The sequence below is a fragment of the Streptomyces sp. NBC_01267 genome (assembly GCF_036241575.1).
Classification (GTDB): Bacteria; Actinomycetota; Actinomycetes; order Streptomycetales; family Streptomycetaceae; genus Streptomyces.
The window spans coordinates 2,299,914-2,320,864 of the sequence record NZ_CP108455.1; the positions used below are offsets into that span (position 1 = coordinate 2,299,914).

At 67.0% G+C, this 20,951-nt stretch carries 11 protein-coding genes; 1 reads left to right on the top strand and 10 read right to left on the bottom strand.

The features are described from left to right. Positions 1-121: 121 nt before the first annotated feature. From OG709_RS10610 to OG709_RS10625, 4 genes are all read right to left on the bottom strand, one after another. Positions 122-850, bottom strand: a complete 729-nt coding sequence (locus OG709_RS10610; RefSeq protein ID WP_250298281.1) for a thioesterase II family protein — start codon at positions 848-850, stop codon at positions 122-124. After that, positions 847-8,343 (bottom strand): non-ribosomal peptide synthetase, encoded by a 7,497-nt coding sequence (locus OG709_RS10615; protein ID WP_329165778.1) that lies wholly within the window; start codon positions 8,341-8,343, stop codon positions 847-849. Before OG709_RS10615 ends, OG709_RS10610 begins: the two co-directional genes overlap by 4 nt. Positions 8,344-8,417: 74 nt before the next feature. Next, positions 8,418-8,618, bottom strand: a complete 201-nt coding sequence (locus OG709_RS10620; RefSeq protein WP_250298290.1) for an MbtH family NRPS accessory protein — start codon at positions 8,616-8,618, stop codon at positions 8,418-8,420. Next, positions 8,608-12,030, bottom strand: a complete 3,423-nt coding sequence (locus tag OG709_RS10625) for an amino acid adenylation domain-containing protein (protein WP_266643251.1) — start codon at positions 12,028-12,030, stop codon at positions 8,608-8,610. The genes OG709_RS10620 and OG709_RS10625 overlap by 11 nt, the downstream gene beginning before the upstream one ends. Positions 12,031-12,352: 322 nt before the next feature. Here OG709_RS10625 and OG709_RS10630 point away from each other — a divergent pair, with 322 nt between their 5' ends. Beyond that, entirely contained in the window at positions 12,353-13,864 is a 1,512-nt protein-coding gene (locus OG709_RS10630) for an amino acid adenylation domain-containing protein (RefSeq protein ID WP_266643249.1), read from the top strand. Positions 13,865-13,903: 39 nt separating this feature from the next. Here the strand turns inward: OG709_RS10630 and OG709_RS10635 are convergent, their stop codons facing one another. The 6 genes from OG709_RS10635 to OG709_RS10660 form a co-directional block, all read right to left on the bottom strand. Then, positions 13,904-14,746, bottom strand: coding sequence for an alpha/beta hydrolase (locus OG709_RS10635; protein ID WP_250298297.1), 843 nt, complete (start codon positions 14,744-14,746; stop codon positions 13,904-13,906). A gap of 13 nt (positions 14,747-14,759) precedes the next feature. After that, positions 14,760-16,409 (bottom strand): amino acid adenylation domain-containing protein, encoded by a 1,650-nt coding sequence (locus OG709_RS10640; RefSeq protein WP_250298298.1) that lies wholly within the window; start codon positions 16,407-16,409, stop codon positions 14,760-14,762. Positions 16,410-16,417: 8 nt separating this feature from the next. Then, positions 16,418-17,542, bottom strand: coding sequence for an acyl-CoA dehydrogenase family protein (locus tag OG709_RS10645; protein WP_266643246.1), 1,125 nt, complete (start codon positions 17,540-17,542; stop codon positions 16,418-16,420). Beyond that, positions 17,532-18,902 carry a TrpB-like pyridoxal phosphate-dependent enzyme gene (locus OG709_RS10650; protein ID WP_250298301.1) on the bottom strand — a complete coding sequence of 457 codons (1,371 nt, stop codon included), beginning with the start codon at positions 18,900-18,902 and terminating at the stop codon, positions 17,532-17,534. Before OG709_RS10650 ends, OG709_RS10645 begins: the two co-directional genes overlap by 11 nt. Positions 18,903-18,954: 52 nt before the next feature. Further along, complete coding sequence (locus tag OG709_RS10655) at positions 18,955-19,191, bottom strand: acyl carrier protein (protein ID WP_250298303.1); 237 nt, start codon at positions 19,189-19,191, stop codon at positions 18,955-18,957. A gap of 447 nt (positions 19,192-19,638) precedes the next feature. Next, a complete protein-coding gene (locus OG709_RS10660; RefSeq protein WP_250298305.1) occupies positions 19,639-20,865 on the bottom strand; it encodes an MFS transporter in 1,227 nt (408 codons plus the stop codon). Between the last annotated feature and the right edge of the window lie 86 nt (positions 20,866-20,951).

The following is a 20,951-nucleotide window of genomic DNA, read 5'->3' on the forward strand; positions in this document are numbered from 1 at the left end:
TTGCCAGGTGAGTTGGTGTGGAAATTCCGGTCATTCTTCGCCGGCCACTACGGGTCGCGGCGTCAGACCGAAGTCAGGGATGAATTCGCATGAGGCGGAGTTGCACGGCGCGGACGAGGAGTCAGACCCGCTGCACCTGACGCGCGATGTGCTGGAGCAGCGGTCCGGGTCTGCTCTGCGGGAAGTCGTGGTTTCCGGCAAGTCCCACGGTTTCCACGGAACCCGTGGCATAGGCCGCCCAGGAACCTCTGGGTATGTCGTCGGCGTCCCCGTAGTAGGCGACAGCGGCACGCACGACCGGTGACGCGGGAGGAACGTACCCGTCGAGCATTGCCAGGTCCACGAGCATAATTTCGAGACTGAGTTCGACGAGTTCGTCGAAGACGTCTCCCGGGTCCACACCGGTCGCTCCGACCAACTCGCGTATCTCTGCCCGGAGTTCCGCTTCCTCGGTACCACGGCGCCGCATCGTCCTTTCGGGTGCCGGCGGCGCGCAGGCCGCGGTCAGCAGCAGGTCCACGTCCTTCCTGCGTGCCGCTACCTCCAGCGCGAGCAGCGCGCCGAGGCTGTGCCCGAAGAGCACCGGCCGCTGGATACGTGCCGAGGCCAGCGCGGCACAGGTCTCGTCGGCGGCCGCAGAGAGACTGCGACAGGGCTCGTCCCCATATCTGCGTCCCCTTCCGGGGAGGCAGATGGCGTGCACCCGCCACGTGGCCGGAAACAGGCCCTTCCAGGAGTCGAAGTACGTCGGGCCGCAGCCGGCGCCGGGAACGACCACCAGGTCGAGGACGGGTTCTGGGGCGTCCTGCAAGCGAACCAACGCCGGATGCCGGGATGTCGGCGGTTTCATCGGCCGTCCTCCACGGGCTGCGGCAGGCACTCCGAGACCTGCTGCGGGGTCTTGTGGCGAAAGACGTCCCGGATCGAGAGGTTCAGTCCCAGCTCACGCAGATCCCGTACGGACATGGCGGCGGTGAGGGAGTCACCACCCGCGGCGAAGAAGTCATCGTTCCTGCCGAGGGCCGCGACGCCCAGCCTGGCGCCCATCACCCGAGCAATCACGTCGGCCTGGTCACCGGCCGGTGCGCCGGAAGGCTCTGCGGCGAGGGGAACGTACGCCCGCAACGAATCGGGCAGTGCGGAGAGGCTCACTTTCCCGCTCACGGACCTCGTGAGGTCGGTGAGGTAGACGAACTCATGCGGAACCATGAAGTCGGGAAGCCTGCCGGCAAGGCTCTCCCGCAGCACCGAGGTGAGCTTGCGTTCCATCCACGGCGCCAGCAGCCGGACTCTCGGGACCGCAGCGGGACCGGAGCCGGACCGGGTGAGCGGATCGCTCGTCGTGAAGTGACCGAGCCGGCCCGGCGGGGAGAAGCACACGTCCATGGTTCCGTAGGCATCGCCCTGACCCCAGCCGATTCTGGTCGTCCAGCCGTACCGTTCGCCCAGGGCCCAGAGCGACTCGGGGTCGATCCCCCGCAAGTCGGCCGGGCGTTCTTCGCCGGCGACGGTGAACCCGTACGCGTCCCGCAGTCGCAGCGCCTCCTCAAGCCGGGCGTTGGGCACCCTGCGGTATCCGAAGGGCTCCGTCCCGACGGCGAGTCGCGCCTCGATCTGCCGGAAACCCGGAACTTTGGTCTCCCAGCCCTCCGCGCCGGGTTCGTTCGCGCAGTCGACGTGGAGAATCACGTCGTACCGGAACAGGGTCATCTCGTTGGGCGAGGTGCCACGGCGCGGTGCGATCTCGACCCCGGTGATCCTGGGGAGGCGATCGAGCAGCGAGACGAAGTATCGAGGGTCGATACTCAGCTCCCCGTCGGCCTGGATCGCCTGGGCGACCTGGTCCGCGAGCCGCATGTCCGGATCGGCCCCGTTCCTCAGGAACTGCCGGAGGCTGAAGAACGCTTCGAGCAGCGCCCCGTTCCGCAGATCACCCAGGAAGATGTGACCGCCCGCAGTCAGGCGGGGCAGGGCTTCCTCGATGACCTGCTCCACGTACATCAGGGAAGGGAAGTACTGGGCCACCGAGTTGATCACCACGGTGTCGTATGCGCCGTCCACCAGCCCCGGGGCACCGAGCGCTTCGGCCCGTCCGGCCACCAGGCGCAACCCGGGACTACCCGCCCGCACCTCATCGGCTATGCGGTTGAGGAGTTCGACGGAGGGTTCGGAGAAGTCCGTCGCCACGTACAGCGACAGATCGGCGCGTTCGCAGAGCGGACGTACGAGCAGTCCTGTTCCCGCTCCGATCTCCAGGAGACGGCCCGGTTTCAGCGCCACGATGCGGTCGACCGTGGTGGAGACCCATTCCCGCATCTGCGGTGCCGGAATGTCCTGTCCGGTGAAACTGTCGGTCCAGCCCTTGATCGCCGCATCCGCGTCCTGCGCCGCGAACTTGACGGTCTCGTGCGTGTCCTCGAACACCGACAGCCACGAGTCGACGAACGCCGCGCGTTCCGCGGACATGTCGACCCGCTCGTCGGGAACGACGTACGAGATGAGGCGGGGCCGGCCGTGCTGGTCCGGCCGGGCCACGACCGCGACGTCCCGCACACAGGGGTGGCCCAACAACGCCGACTCGATCTCACCGGGCTCGATCCGGTAACCCCGGATCTTCACCTGCTGATCCGCACGCCCCAGGAACTCCACGTCCCCATCCACGGTGAACCGGCCCAGATCACCCGTCCGGTACATCCGCGCACCAGGCTCATCACTGTAAGGATTCGGCACAAAACGCACAGCCGTCTGCACCGGATCACCCACATACCCCACCGCCAACTGCGGCCCCGACAGATACAACTCACCCACCACACCCGGCGGCACCAACTCACCCCGCGCACCCAGGATCAACACCTGCGTACGCGCCAACGGCCGCCCGATCACCGGAACCGTCCCCTCCGCGATCACCGCGTGCACGGAGGCGACGGTGAACTCGGTGGGACCGTACAGATTGACCGCAAGCACTCCCGGGTCGGCCGCGAGCCGCGCCCACAACGACGGCCGTACCGCCTCACCACCCAGAACCATCAGCGAAGGACGGTGCCCGCCTTCGAGAAGACCGAACTCGACGAGCTGCTCGGCGAAGGACGGTGGAACGTTGAGTACGTCGATCGCGTGCTGCCGGGTGAATTCGACGAGCGCCTCGGCGTCGGTGCGGGTCTCCTCGCCCACGATATGCAGTTCATGTCCCGCGATCATCCACAGCAGTTGGTCCCAGGCCGCGTCGAAGGCGAAGGACGCGGTGTGTGCGACGCGCAGTCGCCGGCCGGCCGGGACGGGCCGCGCGCTGTGGGTGGCCAGCAGGTTCGCCAACGCACCGTGCGAGATGAGAACGCCCTTGGGCAGGCCGGTGGATCCCGAAGTGAACGCCAGGTAAGCGGGATCCGACGGCGAAGGGCCAGGTGTTCCGGTGATGTCGAGGGGGTCGGCCGGACCGGGGAAAGTGATCGTGGTCGTGGTCTGCAACCGGTGGTCCGGGGCATCGGCGACGGACCGGCGTACGCCTGCCAGGGTCAGCATCGCAGCAACCCGCTCCTGCGGGTGTGCCGGATCGAGCGGCAGCGCGACCGCTCCGGACGACATGATGCCGAGCAGCCCGACGACCAGCTCCGCCGTTCGCTCCGCGGACAGTGCGACAACCTCTCCGGGGACCGTGCCTTCCTGCCGGAGGCGAGCGGCGAGCCGGTCCATGGCCTGCTCCAGCTCGGCCAGGCTCCAGGCCCGGTCCCCGTCCACCAGGGCGATCTGATCCGGGTTCGCCTGCACCCGGGCCCGCAGGGCATCGATGACGGTGTCGGCAGTGACCGGTACGCGGACACCGCGGCCGTACTCCCGCACCAGCCGCTCCGCCGCGGCATCCGACAGCAGGGGAAGTTCGGACACCTGCCTGCCAGGGTCCCGGACCACCTCGTGCAGGAGCGTCTGGAAGCACTCGGCGAGGCGGCCCATGCTCGCGTTCTCGAAGAGGTCGGCGTCATAGACGAGATCGCCCCGCAGACCGCCGTCGTGGCGGCTGAGGTCGAGCGAGAGGTCGAACCGGCTGCTGGCGACGTCCACTTGGTACGGGCTCACGGAGATCCCGTCGAGCCGCAGATCGGCGGCCACCTCTCCTTCGAGCAGCTGGCAGGTCACCTGCACCAGCGGATTGACCCCGAGGTCGCGGGCGGGATTGAGCGCTTCGACCAGCCGGTCGAACGGTACGTCCTGATGGGCGTAGGCCGACAAGGTGGCCTGGCGGACCTGGGAAAGAAGCTCCTCGAAGGTGGGATCGTCACGGAGGTCTCCACGGACCGGAAGGGTGTTGACGAAGAAGCCGACCAGCCCTTCGAGTTCCGCGCGGTTCCGGCCCGCGACGGGGACACCCACCAGCAGGTCGCGTTGCCCGCTCCATCGGGACACCAGGACCTGGAAGGAAGCCAGGAGGACGTTGAACAGGGTGTTGCGGTGCCGGAGCCCGAGCGTGGTCAGCGCCTCGGTCACCTCAGGAGAGAGGGTGAAGCGGACGGTGCCGCCCTTTCCTGTGCGTACGGGCGGACGTGGGTGGTCCAGGGGCAGTTCCAGGGTGAGCGGTACCTCCGCCAGTTCGTCCGCGTAATGCCGCAGCTGCCCCGCACGTTCTCTCTGACGCTGCGGATCCCGCTCCCAGACCGCGAAGTCCAGGTACTGGACGCTCGGCCTGGGCAGATCCGGGACGCCCCCTTCGGCGTACACCCGGTACAGCTCGGAGATCTCCGAGAGGATGACCTTGACCGACCATCCGTCGCAGGCGATGTGATGGATGCCGAAGACCAGAAGATGCTCGGTCGGGGCGAGTTTCACGACGGCTGCCTCGAAGACCGGGCCGCGGGACAGGTCGTACTCCCGTGCTCGGACATCGAGAACGAACGCGCGGGTCCGTTCCGCCGCCTGCTCGGCGTCCAGACCGCTGAGGTCCAGGAGAACGATGTCGGGCCGCCAGTCGCGGTCGACGGTCTGGAGCGGGAAACGGTCGCCGGCTCCATAGCTGGTCTGAAGCACCTCGTGCCGGACCACCATGGCCGTGATCGCCTTCGACATGGCGGCGATGTCGAGTTCGCCGTCGAGCCTGAAGGCTTCGACCATGTTGTACGTCGCGTTCTCCAGAGCTGCCTGCTGGACGAACCAGAGGCGCTGCTGCGCGAAGGACATGGTGCCCGACGTACGCCCCGCCAGTACCGGAATCGGTTCCTCCGACGCCGACTCGCTCTGGACGAGAGCGGCGAGTCCGGCCACCGTGGGGTTCTCGAACAGGACCTGGAGCAAGATCCTCGTCCCCATGACCGTGTGGATCCGGGTCGCGAGGCGTACTGCGGCGAGCGAATGGCCGCCGAGGTGGAAGAAGTCGTCCCGGCTACCGACGTTCTCCACGCCCAGGACCTCGGCGAAGAGTTCGGCGATGACCTGTTCGGCACCCGGTCGCGGTGCGACGTAGTCGACGTGGAAGGACTCTTCGCCGGGGTCGGGCAGTTCGGCGGCGGAGACCTTTCCGCTCACGTTGCGTGGTATTTCCGGCACCTGGACGAAAGCGCTCGGAACCATGTAGTCGGGAAGGAGTCCGGCTGAGTAGTCGCGCAGTTCCGAGGAGGTGACGCCCGTGGCCACGGCGTACGAGATGAGGCGGGGCCGGCCGTGCTGGTCCGGCCGGGCCACTACCGCGACGTCCCGCACACAGGGGTGGCCCAACAACGCCGACTCGATCTCACCGGGCTCGATCCGGTAACCCCGGATCTTCACCTGCTGATCCGCACGCCCCAGGAACTCCACGTCCCCATCCACGGTGAACCGGCCCAGATCACCCGTCCGGTACATCCGCGCACCAGGCTCATCACTGTAAGGATTCGGCACAAAACGCACAGCCGTCTGCACCGGATCACCCACATACCCCACCGCCAACTGCGGCCCCGACAGATACAACTCACCCACCACACCCGGCGGCACCAACTCACCCCGCGCACCCAGGATCAACACCTGCGTACGCGCCAACGGCCGCCCGATCACCGGAACCGTCCCCTCCGCGATCGTCCTGCCCAGGGCGTCCACGGTGAATTCGGTAGGACCGTACAGATTGACCGCAAGCACTCCCGGGTCGGCCGCGAGCCGCGCCCACAACGACGGCCGTACCGCCTCACCACCCAGAACCATCAGCGAAGGACGGTGCCCGCCTTCGAGAAGGCCCAACTCGACGAGCTGTTCGAGCTGGGAAGGCGTCGACTCCAGTACGTCGATGCGCTCCTGGCGGAGGAAGTCGAGCAGCAGTTGGGTGTCCCGGCAGGTCTCGTCGTCCACGACCAGCAGCCGGTGCCCGTCGACCATCCACAGCAGCTGGTCCCAGCTCGCGTCGAAGGATATGGAGAGGGTGTGCGCCACCCTCAGCCGGACGTCCCCGGCGAACTGCGCCATGGCGGCGAAGTGGGAACCGCGGTGTGAACAGAACAGGTTCGCCAAGGAGTCGTGCCTGACCAGAACGCCCTTGGGCAGACCGGTCGAACCCGAGGTGAAGACGGTGTAGGCAAGGTCCGAGGGCTGCGGAAGGGCGAGTTCCAACGGCTGCGCGAGAGGTGCCACACCCTTCAGGTCGAGGCGTGGCACCGAGGAGGCGACTGCCTCCGGCCCGACCCCGGAGTCGACCACGAGCAGGCTGACCCCGGCCGCTTCGATCATGTGGCGGAACCGCTCGGGGGAGAGCTTGGCGTCCAGCGGTACGAGAACGGCGCCGGCCCTGATGATTCCCAGCATCCCGATGAAGAGCCGTCCCGACCGCCCGGCCATGAGACCCACGCAGTCACCTCGCCCGACCCCCCGGCGGCCCAGTTCGGCGGCGACCGCATCGACGGCATCGCCCAGTTCACCGAACGTCCACTGGTGATCCGCGTCCTCCAGTGCGACCTCCTGCGGCTGTGCGGCCACCTGCTCGTGGAGGAAGCCGAGAACGGTGGCACCGGGAGCAACGTCGACCGAGGGCCCCCGCCCGTACTGGTCGAGCACCGCACGTTCGGTCCCCGGACGGAGCAGGGGCAGGTCCGAGACGCGCGCCGAGCCGGATTCGGCCAACGCCGTGAGCAGGGTGAGGAAGTATCCGGCGAACCTGGAGACGGTTTCCGCCTCGAACAGATCGACGCTGTAGTTGAAGGAGCCGCGCAAGCCCTGTTCGTCGTGGATCATGTCGAGCGAAAGATCGAAGAGCGTCGTCTGCTGCGGCGTCAGGACCTTCTCGGCCCTGGCTCCGTCCAGCAGTAGCTCTCCGGAGAACTCGGAGTCCAGGAGCTGGAACATCACCTGGACCAGCGGATTGACGCCGGAGACGCGATCCGGGTTCAGCGCTTCGACGAGCCGTTCGAACGGAAGCTCCCCGTTCTCCTGACCGGCGAGGACGTTCTCCCTGGTCCGTGCGACGAACTCCCGGACGGTCGGATCGTTCCGCAGGTCCCCACGGATCGCCAGCGTGTTGACGAACATGCCGATGACCGATTCCGCGCCTTCCTGGGTGCGCCCGCTCAGCGGGACGCCCACCACGAGGTCCTCCGCACCGGTCAGCCGGGACAGAAAGGCCTGGAAGGAAGCGAGAAGCACCATGAACATGGAAGACCTGGAGCTGTTGCCGAGCGCTTGCAGGCCCTTGAGGACAGCGTCCGGCACGGTGAACTCGCAGATCCCCGACACGGGGAAGAGGGCCGCCGTACGTGCCTTGTCCGCTGGGAGCTGGAGCAGGGCAGGCGCACCCGAGAGATGCCCGGTCCAGTAGTCCAGGTATTCGGCCGTGCGCTCCGCGTCCAGGAGTTCACGCTCCCAGACAGCGAAATCGACGTACTGCAGGTCCGGTTCTGCAAGCTCGGCGGGCTCCCCGGCCCGTTCAGCGCGGTAGAGCTCGGACAGCTCGGACAGCAGTAGTCCCATGGACCAGCCGTCGCAGACGATGTGGTGCGCCACCACGACCAGGACGTGGTCCTGCGGGGCGAGACGGCCGAGCCGGAGCCGGAGCAGGGGACCTGTTCCGAGGTCGAAGGGCTCGTCGGCCACCTGGTCCACGAACTCCCTGACCGCACCTTCGCCGTCCCGGGCGAAGTCGCTCTCCATGTCGTTCCGTGCCAGCACACCGGCGGACTCGCAGTCGGCGGGCGCCTCCTCGATCACTTGGGACGGCACGCCCGCCGCCTCGACGAAGCGCGTGCGAAAGGAGGCGTGCCGGGCCACGAGTGCGTCCACGGCCCGGGAGAGGGCCACGAAGTCCAGCGGTCCAGAGACCCGGAAGACCTCTTTCACGTGGTAAGCGGTCCCCTCGGGCTCCATGCCCTGCAGGAACCAGAGCCGCTGTTGGGCGGACGACATGGGAAAACGGTTTTCTGGCATCTTGAGCAACTCCTCCGAAGGCCGTGGATCCGCTACGCCGAAACCTGGTCCGTTCATTGACCGATGGAGCGATGCAAGCGACCGTTGGAAATGTCCTGCCATGTTTCCCGGATGTGGTTCAGACAGTTTTCCTTGCTTCCAGAGAATTCAGCCCGGTGCCACCCGAGCGGGAGCTGCTTCGAATCCGGCCAGATGGACATCTGGTTCCACTGGTTGACGACCACCACGAATTGGCCGTTCTCTTCATCGAACATCGCGTGCTCCCAAGTTTTTCGAGGCTCCCGGTACGGGGCGTTTCTTCGCCTTTCTGGTCAGCCGACCAGCGAGGGCTTCGACTGCGGGAAAGTCGAAGAGTTCCCGCACAGTAAGCTCGTATCCCATCTCCGACCGCACCCGAAGGACCAGCCTGGTGGCCAGGAGCGAATGCCCGCCAAGGTCGAAGAAGTCGTCGTCGACTCCCGCTTCGTCGATCCCGAGGACGTCGGCGAAGAGCCGGCAGAGCGCTTCTTCCTTGGTCCGCCGATCGGCCTGCCCGTCCGGCGCCGCGGGGACGTCCCGGGCCTCATCGCCGACGGCATCCCGGAGACTCGTCCCGGAGCCGACCCGCTCGAAGTGCCCGATGTCGATGCTCCCGATCGGAAGCCGGGGGTCGCCCATCGCCCCCTCGACCATCCTGACCAGGCATTCGGCCAGGCATTCCACGGTTCGCCGGTCGAACAAGTCCGTGGCGTACTCAATGCCGCAGTCCAGGCCGTACCGCGGACCCTCCGATACCGGCGGCTCGTCAACAGTGACCAGCAGATCGAACCGGGCGACGTCGAGGCACCAGTCCAGAGCCGTGACGTCCAGGCCGGGCATCCGGATTTTCGCTACGGCGTTGTTCTGAAAGGCCAGTACGACCTGGCACAGCGGGTGACGAGCGAGCGAGCGGGGCGGATTGAGCGCCTCGACCAGGTTCTCGAAGGGCAGATCCTCGTGCGCGAACGCGTTGAGATCGAATTCCCGGACCCGGGCGACCAGTTCCAGGAACGTGGGGTCTCCCGACGTGTCGGTCCGCAGGACCAGCGTATTGACGAAGAACCCCACGAGGTCGTCCAACGAATCGTCGAACCGGCCGGCAACCGGACTTCCGATCGGAATGTCGGTCCCGCTGCCCAACCTGCTGAGAAGAGCGGCGAGCGCGGCCTGCATCACCATGAACACGCTCACACCGGCGGACGCGGCGAATTCCGTCATCCGGCGGTGGAGTTCCGGGTCCAGCCGGAAGTCGACGACCTTCCCACGGAAGCTCGCGTGTGCCGGACGGGCGTAGTCGCACGGGAGATCCAGTTGATCAGGGATTCCCGCCAACGCCGTTGTCCAGAAGTCCAGTTGCCGCGAGGACAGGCTGTCCGGGATGTCCGTCCCACCCAGCGCCTCCCGCTGCCACAGCGCGAAGTCCGCGTACTGGACGGGAAGGGGTTCCGGCGGAGCGACCGGGCCCCCGGTCCGTGCGGTGTACGCGCGGACAAGGTCCCGGGCGAGGGGAGCCATGGACCATCCGTCACAGGCGATGTGGTGCAGAACCAACAGCAGGACGTGTTCGTCCGGGGCTATTCGGAGGAGACATGCACGCAGCGGGGGCTCGGCCGAGACATCGAAGCGCCGATTCTCGAACTCGGCCTGGAGCCTCGGCACATCGGCCGGCACGCACTCGACGACATCGGCCTCGGGCGGCCAGGCCCCGTCCGTCGCGAGCACCCGCTGATACGGCTCCCCGCCGTTCTCCGGAAAGACCGTACGCAGGCTTTCGTGGCGGCTCACCACGTCACCGATGGCCGCCCACAGAGCCGTGCGGTCGAGCGGCCCGCCGAGTCGCAGCGGGAACGGAATGTTGTACGTCGCGCCGGGGCCCTCGATCTGGTTGAGGAACCACATCCTGCGCTGGGCGAAAGACAGCGGTACGAGGTCCGGGCGGGCGACCGGAACCAGTTCACGACGTACGGCCGGCTCCTCACCGAGCTGGGCCACAAGGTCTTCGAGAACCGGGTGGTCGAAGACGCTTCGCACGGTCAGTTCGCGGTGCAGCACCGTCCGCGCCCGGGACACCAGGCGCATGGCGAGCAAGGAGTTCCCGCCCAGCTCGAAGAAGTCGTTCCCCAGTGCCACGTCCGGCACTTCCAGGACCTCCGCGACCAGGCCGCACAGTGCCTTCTCGTCGGGGCTACGGGGAGCACGCCCCGTAGCGGTGGGCTGCAAGGCGGGGACGGGCAGCGCCTGCTTGTCCACCTTGCCGTTCGGCTTCATCGGCAGGGCGTCCAGCACCACGACGACGTGAGGCGTCATGTAGTCCGGAAGCCAGTCGCCGGCGAACTCCCGCAGCTCGCGCTGCCAGTCGTCGGAGTCCGCCGCGCAGACCACATAGGCGACCAGGCGGTCCTGGTGAGCGAGCACGACCGCCTGGGCCACACCTGGGTGGGTGTGCAGGACCCCTTCGATCTCCCCCGGTTCGATCCTGCGCCCGCGGATCTTCAGCTGGTCGTCCTTGCGGCCAAGGATCACCAGCCGTCCGTCGGGCAACAGCCGGCCGAGATCACCGGTCCGGTACCGGACCCCCGCCGGGTGCTGGACGAAACGCCGCGCGGTCAGCGCGCGATCGCCCAGGTAGCCCTCGGCCAGCCCCGCGCCCCGGACGCAGACCTCCCCCGGCTCTCCCGCGGGTACCTCGTTGCCCTCGTCGTCCAGTACGAGGATCTCCGCGCCCGGGATCGCCCGCCCGACCGTGACATCGGCACCCGCAAGGAGTTCGGTGCCGGCGCACCATACGGCGGCTTCCGTCGGGCCGTAGGAGTTGTACAGGCGGGTGCCCGGTTGGAGCCGGTAGTGCTCGGCGACCAGCGGTGCCGGGCACTGTTCACCAGCGACCAGCATGACGACCGGGCCCGTCGAAGGTTCGGGCAGCCTACGCAGCGCGGTGAGGTAGTGCGACGGAGTCATCGAGGTGTGTGAGACCCGGGTCCGGCCGCCGAGCACGGCGTCGACTGCTCGCATCACACCGTCGAGGGACTCGGGTGCCAACTCCAGGGTGCCGCCCGACGCGAGGGTCCACCAGATGGTGCCGAGCGAGGCGTCGAAGGACAGGGGCCAGAGCATGAGGAAGCGGCGGACCGGGTCCTCGTAGTGTCGCAGCCTGGCCAGCGTGGTGCTGGTGATGGCCCGGTGGGAGACAACGACACCCTTCGGCTCGCCGGTGGACCCCGAGGTGAAGATGATGTACGCGACATCGGCGGGACAGGGGCGGGAGGCCGGGCGGACTCCGCTTCGCCGGGCAACGACCACCGGCAGGCGGAGTACGGTGACGCGTTCCAGCGGACGCAGCCCTTCCGGCGTACTCAGTACCGCGACGGCCGAGGTGCGCTCGGCGATCAGGCGTAGACGGTTCGGCGGGGACTGCGGGTCGACGGGAACGTACACGGCACCGGCCTTCAGCACCGCCAACTGGGCCACCAGGGCGGCGGCGCTGCGACCGAAGGAGCTAAGCACGGCCTGGCCGGGCTCGACGCCCCGCGCTATGAGGTCCGCGGCCAGCGCATTCGCCTCACCGTCCAGTTCCCCATACGTCAGCTCGGCGTCCTCGGCCGCGACCGCGCAACGATCCGGGTGGAGATCCGCCCGGTACTCGAACATGGCGACCAGCGTTTGCTCGATATCGACTGACGGCGCTTCGGCACACAAGTACACAATGGTTCACATCCATTTCTTCGCTGAGGCGCCGGACAGCAGATCGGGCGTGACTTAATTGCCGATGAAAGCCATTGATTGTTCTGGCTCCGGCTCAGTTAAGCGCTCGGTCGATCATGACTCCGAGAAGTGATTCGTGTCGAGCACATGGAGGGTTCATCATTCTGCAGACTCCGCTTCCGGTAACAGCCGGACCTCTCTCCTCGACGATCTCGCCCGGTAGATTCTGGGCGTATCGGGGAAGCCGATGCCGACGGGAGAATCACATATGACAGAGCCGTCCACACTCCATGAGCGATTTCGTGAGGTCGCAACCAGATGGCCGGACCGGTGCGCCGTGTCCACGGGCACTGACGCAGTGACCTACGGCCGACTTCGCGAGCTCGCCGACGAACTGTCCGACGCCCTGGCCGCGGAACTGAATGACGGTGAGGGCCTGGTCGCACTCAGGATCGGCCGGAGCGTGCGGGCTCCCGCAGCGGTCTTGGGCGTCCTGCAGTCCGGCCGCGGCTACGTTCCGGTCGACCCGGACTACCCGGCGGCCCGTCAGCAGCACATTCTTCGTGACTCGGGAAGCGCCCTGGTCGTCACCGACAACGGCGTCGACGACGACGAGGTCCCGGTCGCCTCGGTCGGCCCCTTCGTGATTGCCCGCAGGCCGGCAGACCCCGGGCGGTCCCAGGTGCCGTCCGGCACCGCCTACGTCATCTACACGTCGGGATCCACCGGGACACCCAAGGGCTGCCTGGTCGGGCACGAGCACGTACTCGGGCTCTTCGACGCCGCCGGGAAGGTCTTCGACTTCGGCCCGGACGACGTCTGGACGGTCTTCCACAACTACAGCTTCGACTTCAGCGTCTGGGAACTGTGGGGCGCGCTGCTCCACGGCGGACGCGCCGTGATGGTCGGCCCTGCGGTCGCGGGCGACCCCGCGGCGTTCAAGGAACTGCTCGCCGAGGAATCCGTCAGTGTCCTCAACCAGGTCCCGTCGGTCTTCGGGCTGCTGACCCAGGAACTCGAACTCGCGCCCGTGGAGCTGCCGCGGCTGCGTCATGTGATTTTCGGCGGTGAGGCGCTCCACGCGGACGACATCGGCCGCTGGAACACGGTCGCGGCCGCCCCGCGGGCGAAGCTGACGAACATGTACGGGACCACGGAGACCACCGTGCATGTGACGTACTGCGAGCTGACCGAAGAACTGCTGGCCGAAGCGCCGGCGAGGACGACTCCCATCGGACACCCCCTGCCCCATCTCAAGGTAACGCTCGTCGACGACGGCGGTCTCCCCGTGCCCGACGGCGAACCGGGCGAGATGTGGGTCAGCGGCGCCGGCGTGAGCCACGGGTATCTCAACCGTGACGCGTTGACCGCCGAGAAGTTCGTCGTCACCGAAGACGGCAGAAGGTGCTACCGCAGTGGCGATCAGGCGGTCCGAAGGCCCGACGGGAATCTCTATTACGTCGGCAGGAAGGACCAGCAGGTGAAACTACGCGGCTTCCGCATCGAACTCGGCGAGGTCGAGGCAGCCCTGCGGGCTCTCCCCGGCATCGGCTCGGCCGCCTGCGGGGTGGAGGAGAACCGCCACGGGGACGGGGTTCTCATCGCCTACGTGGTGCCGACCGTGGGCGCACCCGCGAGCAGCAAGGACATACGTGACGCGCTGACAGCCTGCCTGCCGGCCCATATGCGGCCGCAGCGCATCAAGTACCTCACGGAACTCCCGATCACCCCGCACGGAAAGCTCGACCGCACGGCTCTGCGCACCGCCGTCACCGCCTGACGCGGTACGCGGCCCCGGATCCTGGTCCGGGGCCGCGCATCAGGCCTGATCCTCGCGATGAAGCCGCTCGGCGGCGAACGCGAGTGAGAAGGGCAGGGACCGGTCCAGGAATCGCAGGTCGTGCCCTCCTTCGCGTTCGTGGTACTCGAAGTCGATACCCGATCCCTCGATCTTCAGCGCCATGTTCCGGTTCATGCCGATGATCCGCGCATAGTCCTGCGACCCGACGTCGAAATACAGGGACAGATCCGGGCCGCCCGTATACGAATCCATCATCCTGAAGGGGTTGTACCGAAGCCGTACCGGGCTTCCCGGTGGCCCCCAGACCCGCTCGTGGGCCGCTGTCGAGGGAATGGCGGAATCTCGGTTCTGACGCATCTCGGAGTAGGGGTCACCCACTCTGAGTGGCGCTTCGAAAGCTCCGGCGTGACTGATTACCGTGGAGAACAGGCCCGGGTGCCTCAGGGCTTGCATCAGGGCCGTGGCACCTCCCATGGAGAATCCGCCGATGGCCCTGCGCCCCTTTCTCACATCCGCCCCTATATTCTCATCGGCGAAGGGCACCACCTCGCCGATGAGATAGTCCTCGTATCTCATGCCTCTATGGTCGTTGATGAACCACCGGCGGCCACTCTCCGGAATAACGACCATGAGATCCAGGCCCGCGAGGTGTTCGATCAGACGAGTGCGCTGCAGCCAGGTCAGCCTGGTTCCACCGAATCCGTGCAGCAGAAACAGCACGGGAAGCGCAGAATCCAAGGAATTTCGCCGTACGGGTCTGAGCACGCTGACCCGTTTGTCGCAGTCGAGCGCGCGGCTCGGCCATTCCCAGGTTTCCACCTCTTGCGACAGGAGCTGATATTTCTCTATGAGCCGGTACACGCCGTCACCGCCACTATTTCCGGGCCGCCCCGGGGCCTGCCCGGCGCATGGTGATCCGGCTCTCCGCAAGAGCGGTCAGCGCCAGACGGTCGACTTTTCCGGTGGAGGTGTACTCCAGGGCCGGCAGGATCTCGATCAGTTCCGGGACCATGTAGGAGGGCAGTGATTCACGGCACTGGCGGCGCATGTCCCGCTCGTCCGTCACGACGCCGGACAGCGGGGTGACGAACGCCGCGAGGCGCGTATCGCCGGACGCCGAATCGCCGACGGCCACGCATACGGCCTGGTCGACCGCGGGCGAGGACTCCAGTGCCGCCTCGATCTCCCCCAGCTCGACACGGTAGCCCTTGATCTTGACCAGGCTGTCGTTGCGGCCGATGAAGACATACCGCCCGTCGCGGTCGCGGCGCACGATGTCACCGGTGCGATAGAAGCGTCCGTCGGTCTGATCGACGATCCGGCTCGCTGTCTTCGCGGGATCGTTCCAGTATCCACGCATGACCGATTCACCGGAGATACACAGCTCGCCGACCATTTCGCCGTTGCCGGGCAACCTGGTCCGGTCCTCCGCGAGCAGGATCGCTCCGGCATAGGGGCACGGCTGCCCGATGGGCGGGGCCGCACCGGCAGCCGCACCGAAATCCTCGTCCTCGACACGGTGGAAGGTGCAGACGTTCGTCTCGGTCGGGCCGTAGAGGTTGTAGAGAGCGGCCCCCGTGGGCACCTTGTCCCGCAACGCTCTCAGATGGTGCGTGGAATACGCCTCACCGGCAAAGGACACGACCCTCAGCCGGGAGGCCGCGAGGAGTTCGGAATTCTTCGCCTCGACCATTCTTCGCAGCGCGCTCGGTACGGAGTACCACATCGAGATCTTCTCGTCGGCGACGAACTGGTTCAAGGCCGCGCCGAGGCCTTGCCAGCTCTCCGGCACCAGCGACACACAAGCACCCGCCGCCACGGCCACGAAGACATCGAGGACGGACAGGTCGAAGTGGAGCGGGGCATGACTGGCCAGTACGTCCACGGACGTCACACCGAACTCGCGCCCCGCCCAGTCGACGAAGGCGCGGGCGTTGCCGTGCGACAGGGTCACGCCCTTGGGCGTGCCGGTCGAGCCCGACGTGTACAGGATGTAGGCCACATCATCGGGATCCGGCCCCGCGGCAGTGCGCGTTGTCCGCGTACCACGGGCGAGTGCGTCGGCCCAGGACACCACGGAGAGATCGTCCGGTGCCTGCGCCGGATCCCCGCCGACGACGAGAACGGAGAGCGAGGACAGCACCTCGGGCCTGGTCGCACGTAGCGTCTCGACTCTGTCCGTAGTCGTGATCAGCCACGTCATACCGCAATCGGCGATGATGGTGGCCGCTCGCCGGACGGGCGCGGTCGGATCGATCGGCACATAGGCCCCGCCGCTCCGGAGCACCGCATGGATGGCGGCCACCGCTTCGATCGACTTGTTCAGCCAGATCCCCACACGCATGGTTCCGTCCTGGCCGCGACCGGCCAGGGTTCCCGCCACCAGATCGCTGATCTCGTCCAGTTCGGCATAGCTGATCTGCCGGTTTCTCTCTTTGACGGCGATCTTGCCGGGGTTGTCCCGCGCGGACTTCTCCAGATGGTCCACCAGGGTCCCGGCAGTTGTCGAAGGTGACCGCTCCACGAACTGATTCACCTCATTCCGAGCTTCGCCGCTATGACAGATCGCTGCATGTCCGAGGTCCCCGAGGAAATTCTGGTGCCGAGTGCGTCCCGGAGCCGCTCCTCGATCCCGGCTTCTTCCGTGTATCCGTAGCCGCCGAAGATCTGCATGGCGCCCTCGAACGTGGCCACTGCGGCCTCGCTGATGGCGAGCTTGACCATCTCCGGGTAGAAGGACTCTTCGTTGTCCGCCAGTTCCCAGGCGGCCCGGTAGGTGAGGTTACGAGCCGATTCCAGCCTGACCCGCAGGTCGACGATCCGGTTCGACACCGACTGGAAGGAAGCGATCCGGCGCCGGAACTGCCGTCGGGACAGGGATCGTTGTACACACTCTTCGAGCTGCGCCTCGACGGCACCCAGCAACGGAGCGAGCAGCAGGGTCCGCTCCCATGCCATCACCGAGGCGAAGATCTTCGACCCCTGCTTCTCGGCACCCAACCGCCGGCTCTCGTCCACGACGCAGTCATCGAGGACCACCTGCCCCCACGGGCACGATCGGAGTCCGGCCTTCTGGTACTCGGCCTCGACCTTCAGCCCGGGATGATCGCGCTCCACCAGGAACGCCGTCACACCCGTGAACCCGAACTGCTGCCCGAGCGTCGCGTAGACGAGGAACACATCGGCCAGCGGCGCGTTCGTCACGAATCTCTTGCGTCCCGACAGCCGGTACTTCGTCCCGTCCTTGACGGCGACGGCCTCCATCGCGAGCGCGTCGGAACCGGTCTCTGTCTCGGTGATGGCGTGCGCGCCGGTCAGCGTCCCGCTCGCCAGGCCGGGCAGGTACGTCGCTTTCTGCTGCGGCGTGCCGAACTTCACGATCGGGTGCTGCACGGCCCACATGTGAGCGCCGGCCGAGACGAGCAGCCCGATGTCCCGGCAGCCGTATCCGAGCCCTTCGAGGGCAAAGGCACAGGTGAGCGCGGAATGGCCCAGACCGCCGTACTCGACAGGCACGGGCAGCGCCATGACCTGGTCGGCGGCGAGCGCCTGCCAGCTGGCGCCGCCCCCGCCCGACTGCCCGGGTGCAGGAGAACCGCCGTGCTCGCGGAGGCGGTTGTGCAGCGCGAGTTGCTCCGCGGACCACTCAAGATTCACGGCCGTGCCCTTGCTCGTCCCGCGCCCTGGTGAGCTTCTCGACGGCCTGGTCGACTTCACGCTCCGTCGCCGAGTCATCGCCGAGGAGGCCATTCATGTACTTCTCGTAGGCGCCGAGATCCATGAGCCCATGGCCGCTCAGATTGAAGAGGATCGTTTCCACCGAACCGCTCTCGCGGGCACGGACGGCCCGATCGATGGCGTGCTTGATGGCGTGGGCGGACTCCGGTGCCGGGATGATCTGTTCGGCGCGGGCGAACGTCACACCCGCCTCGAAGATCTCGTTCTGCGAGTAGGCGACGGCCTCGACCAGTTTCTCGTGGTACATCCAGCTGATCACGGGAGCGGCGCCGTGGTATCGCAGCCCTCCGGCGTGGATGGGCGACGGCATGAAGTCGTTCCCCAGCGTGTACATCTTCGACATCGGGGTGTTGCCGAGGGCGTCGTGGTGATCCCAGGTGTACACGCCCCGCGTCAGCTTCGGGCAGGACATCGGCTCGACCGCGACCAGCCGCGTCTTCCGGCCCGCCTCGACCGATGCGCGGTAGAAGGGGAACGCGAGGCCGGCGAAGTTGCTTCCGGCACCGATCGCCCCGATCACGGTGTCCGGAAATTCGCCCCTCTCCGCCATCTGGACGAGCGCTTCCTCACCGATGACCGTCTGGTGCAGCAGTACGTGGTTGTCACCGCTTCCGGCGGAGTAGCGGACGCCGTCCCCCTCGTTGGCGTACTCGTGCGCCTCGGAACTGGCCACCGACAGGCTCCCCGGGCAGTCCGGGTCCTTCAGGAGGATGGTCCGCCCGGCCTCGGTATGGATGCTGGGGCTTGGGATGACCTTCGCGCCGTTGAGTTCCATCATCAATCGGCGGTAGGGCTTCTGCTCGTAACTGCACTTCACCATGTAGACGGTGCAGTCCATGTCGTAGGACTTGCAGGCCATCGCCAGCGCCGTGCCCCACTGCCCGGCGCCGGTCCCGGTCACCAGCTCGCGGACCCCGGCCTTCTTGTAGTAATAGGCCTGTGCGACAGCCGAGTTCAGCTTGTGACTACCGGAAGGGCTGACCCCCTCGTACTTGTAGTAGATCTTGGCGGGGGTACCGAGCGCCTTCTCCAGTTTCCGGGCGCGTACCAGAGGCGTCGGCCGCCAACGCTCGTACTCCGCCCGCACTTCATCCGGAATCGCTATGAACGGCTCTTTGCTCACGCTCTGCCGGTAGATGGAGAGCGGGAGCTGCGGCTGAACTCCGTGCCGCCCCACCCTCTGGGCCGGCCTCCGCTCCTGCGGGACGTATCCCGCAAGATCGGCGATCACGTTGTACCAGTGCGTCGGAACTCCGCTCCGCGCTGTGTCTTCACTCACTGCCACTCCTCCTTGCCGGGCCGGCTCGCCATCGGAATCACTGTCGGTCGGGTCAGGCCGCCTGTGTGGTCACCAGCTGGACCAGACTTCCCACGTCGACGAGGTCGACCTTCATGAGCGCTTCGTCGTTGATCTCACAGGAGAGATCGCTTTCGAGCCGGGTGATGAGTTCAAGGAGACTCAGCGAATCCAGGCCGATCGTGGCGGAGTACAAAGGGAGTTCATCCGCTATGTCCTCCGGAGACAGCTCAAGGTCGAGAATCTCGATGAGCCGGCGCCTGACCTGCATCGAAATTACGGAATCCGCCACGGGGGCCCTCTCAGAGATAATGAGCACTGGAATCGAATCCGGTGCGAAACGATCAAATTCGACGGGCGACGGGACAGCACTCGGCTCCGCCCGTATCGAACGACTGCACCGGTGTTTCACCGGCCGCGACCGAATCAGTGACCACGAGGTACAGGGAATCGACATCGGACCCTTCCCGTCCGTCATCGCTCTTCGCCATCACACATGTGCCGCAGTCGACAGCCCTCGCGAACTTCCGCAAGAAACCGCCAGCTTCTTCCGATGTTGCACCCGGACCGTTCGCTCGCACCAGCGCACGAAGGGTTCCGGATCATGCAACTGCGCGAACCGGATCTGCCGAATTCTGGCGGGCACGGTTCACTCTCAGCGACACCCCGAGGCCACTTCGGTGAGAATTCGTGTTTTCTTGGGCATTCGCCACCGATCTCAGGAACTCGCCACTGATGAGCCCTCCTGGAGGATTGATTCACTCTTGACCCGGACAAAAAGGAAGGCCGCCCCGGCAAGGAGAAGTGCGGGGGCTGCGGCCAGGGCGAAGCTGGTGTGGAGCGGCAGGTTGGAGATGGCGAAGCCGATGGTCGCGGCTCCGGTGGTGTTGCCGGCGTTCACGGCCGTGTTCACCCAGGTCCCAGCCCGCACGCGGGCCTGTGGTGCCGCGGACTGGTTCGCCACGAGGTACGCGGCCGACAGTCCGGGGGATATGCAGACACCGGTGCAGAGCGCTATCAGCGCCAGCACCGTGAGGTTCGGCGACAGTCCGGCCACCCCGATGCCGATGGCCGGGCCGGCCACCAGGATCGGCAGTTGCTTGCGGGAGGAGATCTTCCAGTTCACCGTGCCGTAAGCCAGACCGCCGAGCGCGCTGCCCGCTGACAGGGCCGCGCTGCACCAGGCCACCGCCGCCCCCTGGTGGTGGAACCTGGCGAACGCCACCATCAGCAGGCTGACGGTACCCAGACAGAACCCGATACCCAGGGCGGCCATGACCGGCTGGACGATCGCGCGTCCGAGCCGCCCCGCCTCACCGCGTTCCTCGGAGCGGTGCGCCGCGGGCCGCACTGCGGGCGAAATGACCAGTGCGGTCGTCCCGCAGGCCACCAGCGACGCCGAGAGGAGCAGCCCGGCCGACGGCGCGGCGAGCGTCGCGATCAGCCCGGCAAGGAGCGGGCCGGCCAGGAACAGGACCTCTTCGGCCACCGTGTCGAGGCTGAAGGCGCGGCGCAGCAGGTCCGGGGAGTCGGGGATGAGTTCGTTCCACAGTGCCCGCATCGTGGGGCCCAGGGGCGGTGCACAGGAACCCGCGGCGCCGGCGACACCGATGATGAGCGCGACAGGCGCACCGTGCCACCATGCGGTGGCACCGAGCGCGGCGAGCAGGAGGGCAAAGACGAGCGCCATCGGCAACAGCGCACGCCGCAGGCCGTGACGGTCGATCAACTTGGCTCGCAGCGGGGCGAGCAGGGTGGCTCCGGCGGCGAAGAGTGCCTCGGCGCCGCCCGCGACCGCGTACGACCGGCCGCTGCCGGTCAGCGCGAGCATGAGGGAGAGCGGAGTGATGCCGTAGCAGAGTCTGCCCAGTAGCGCCGCGCCGAACGTGCGGGTCGCGTGGGGGGTACGGAGGACGTCAACGTACGAAGGTGTACGCAATTGCATCGAAATGGTCCTTGTCCAGAGGCAGTGCGACGCCTGTGGCCAACGCTGCGAGACCTACAGGGGGCACCTGATGCCGTGTGCTTGAA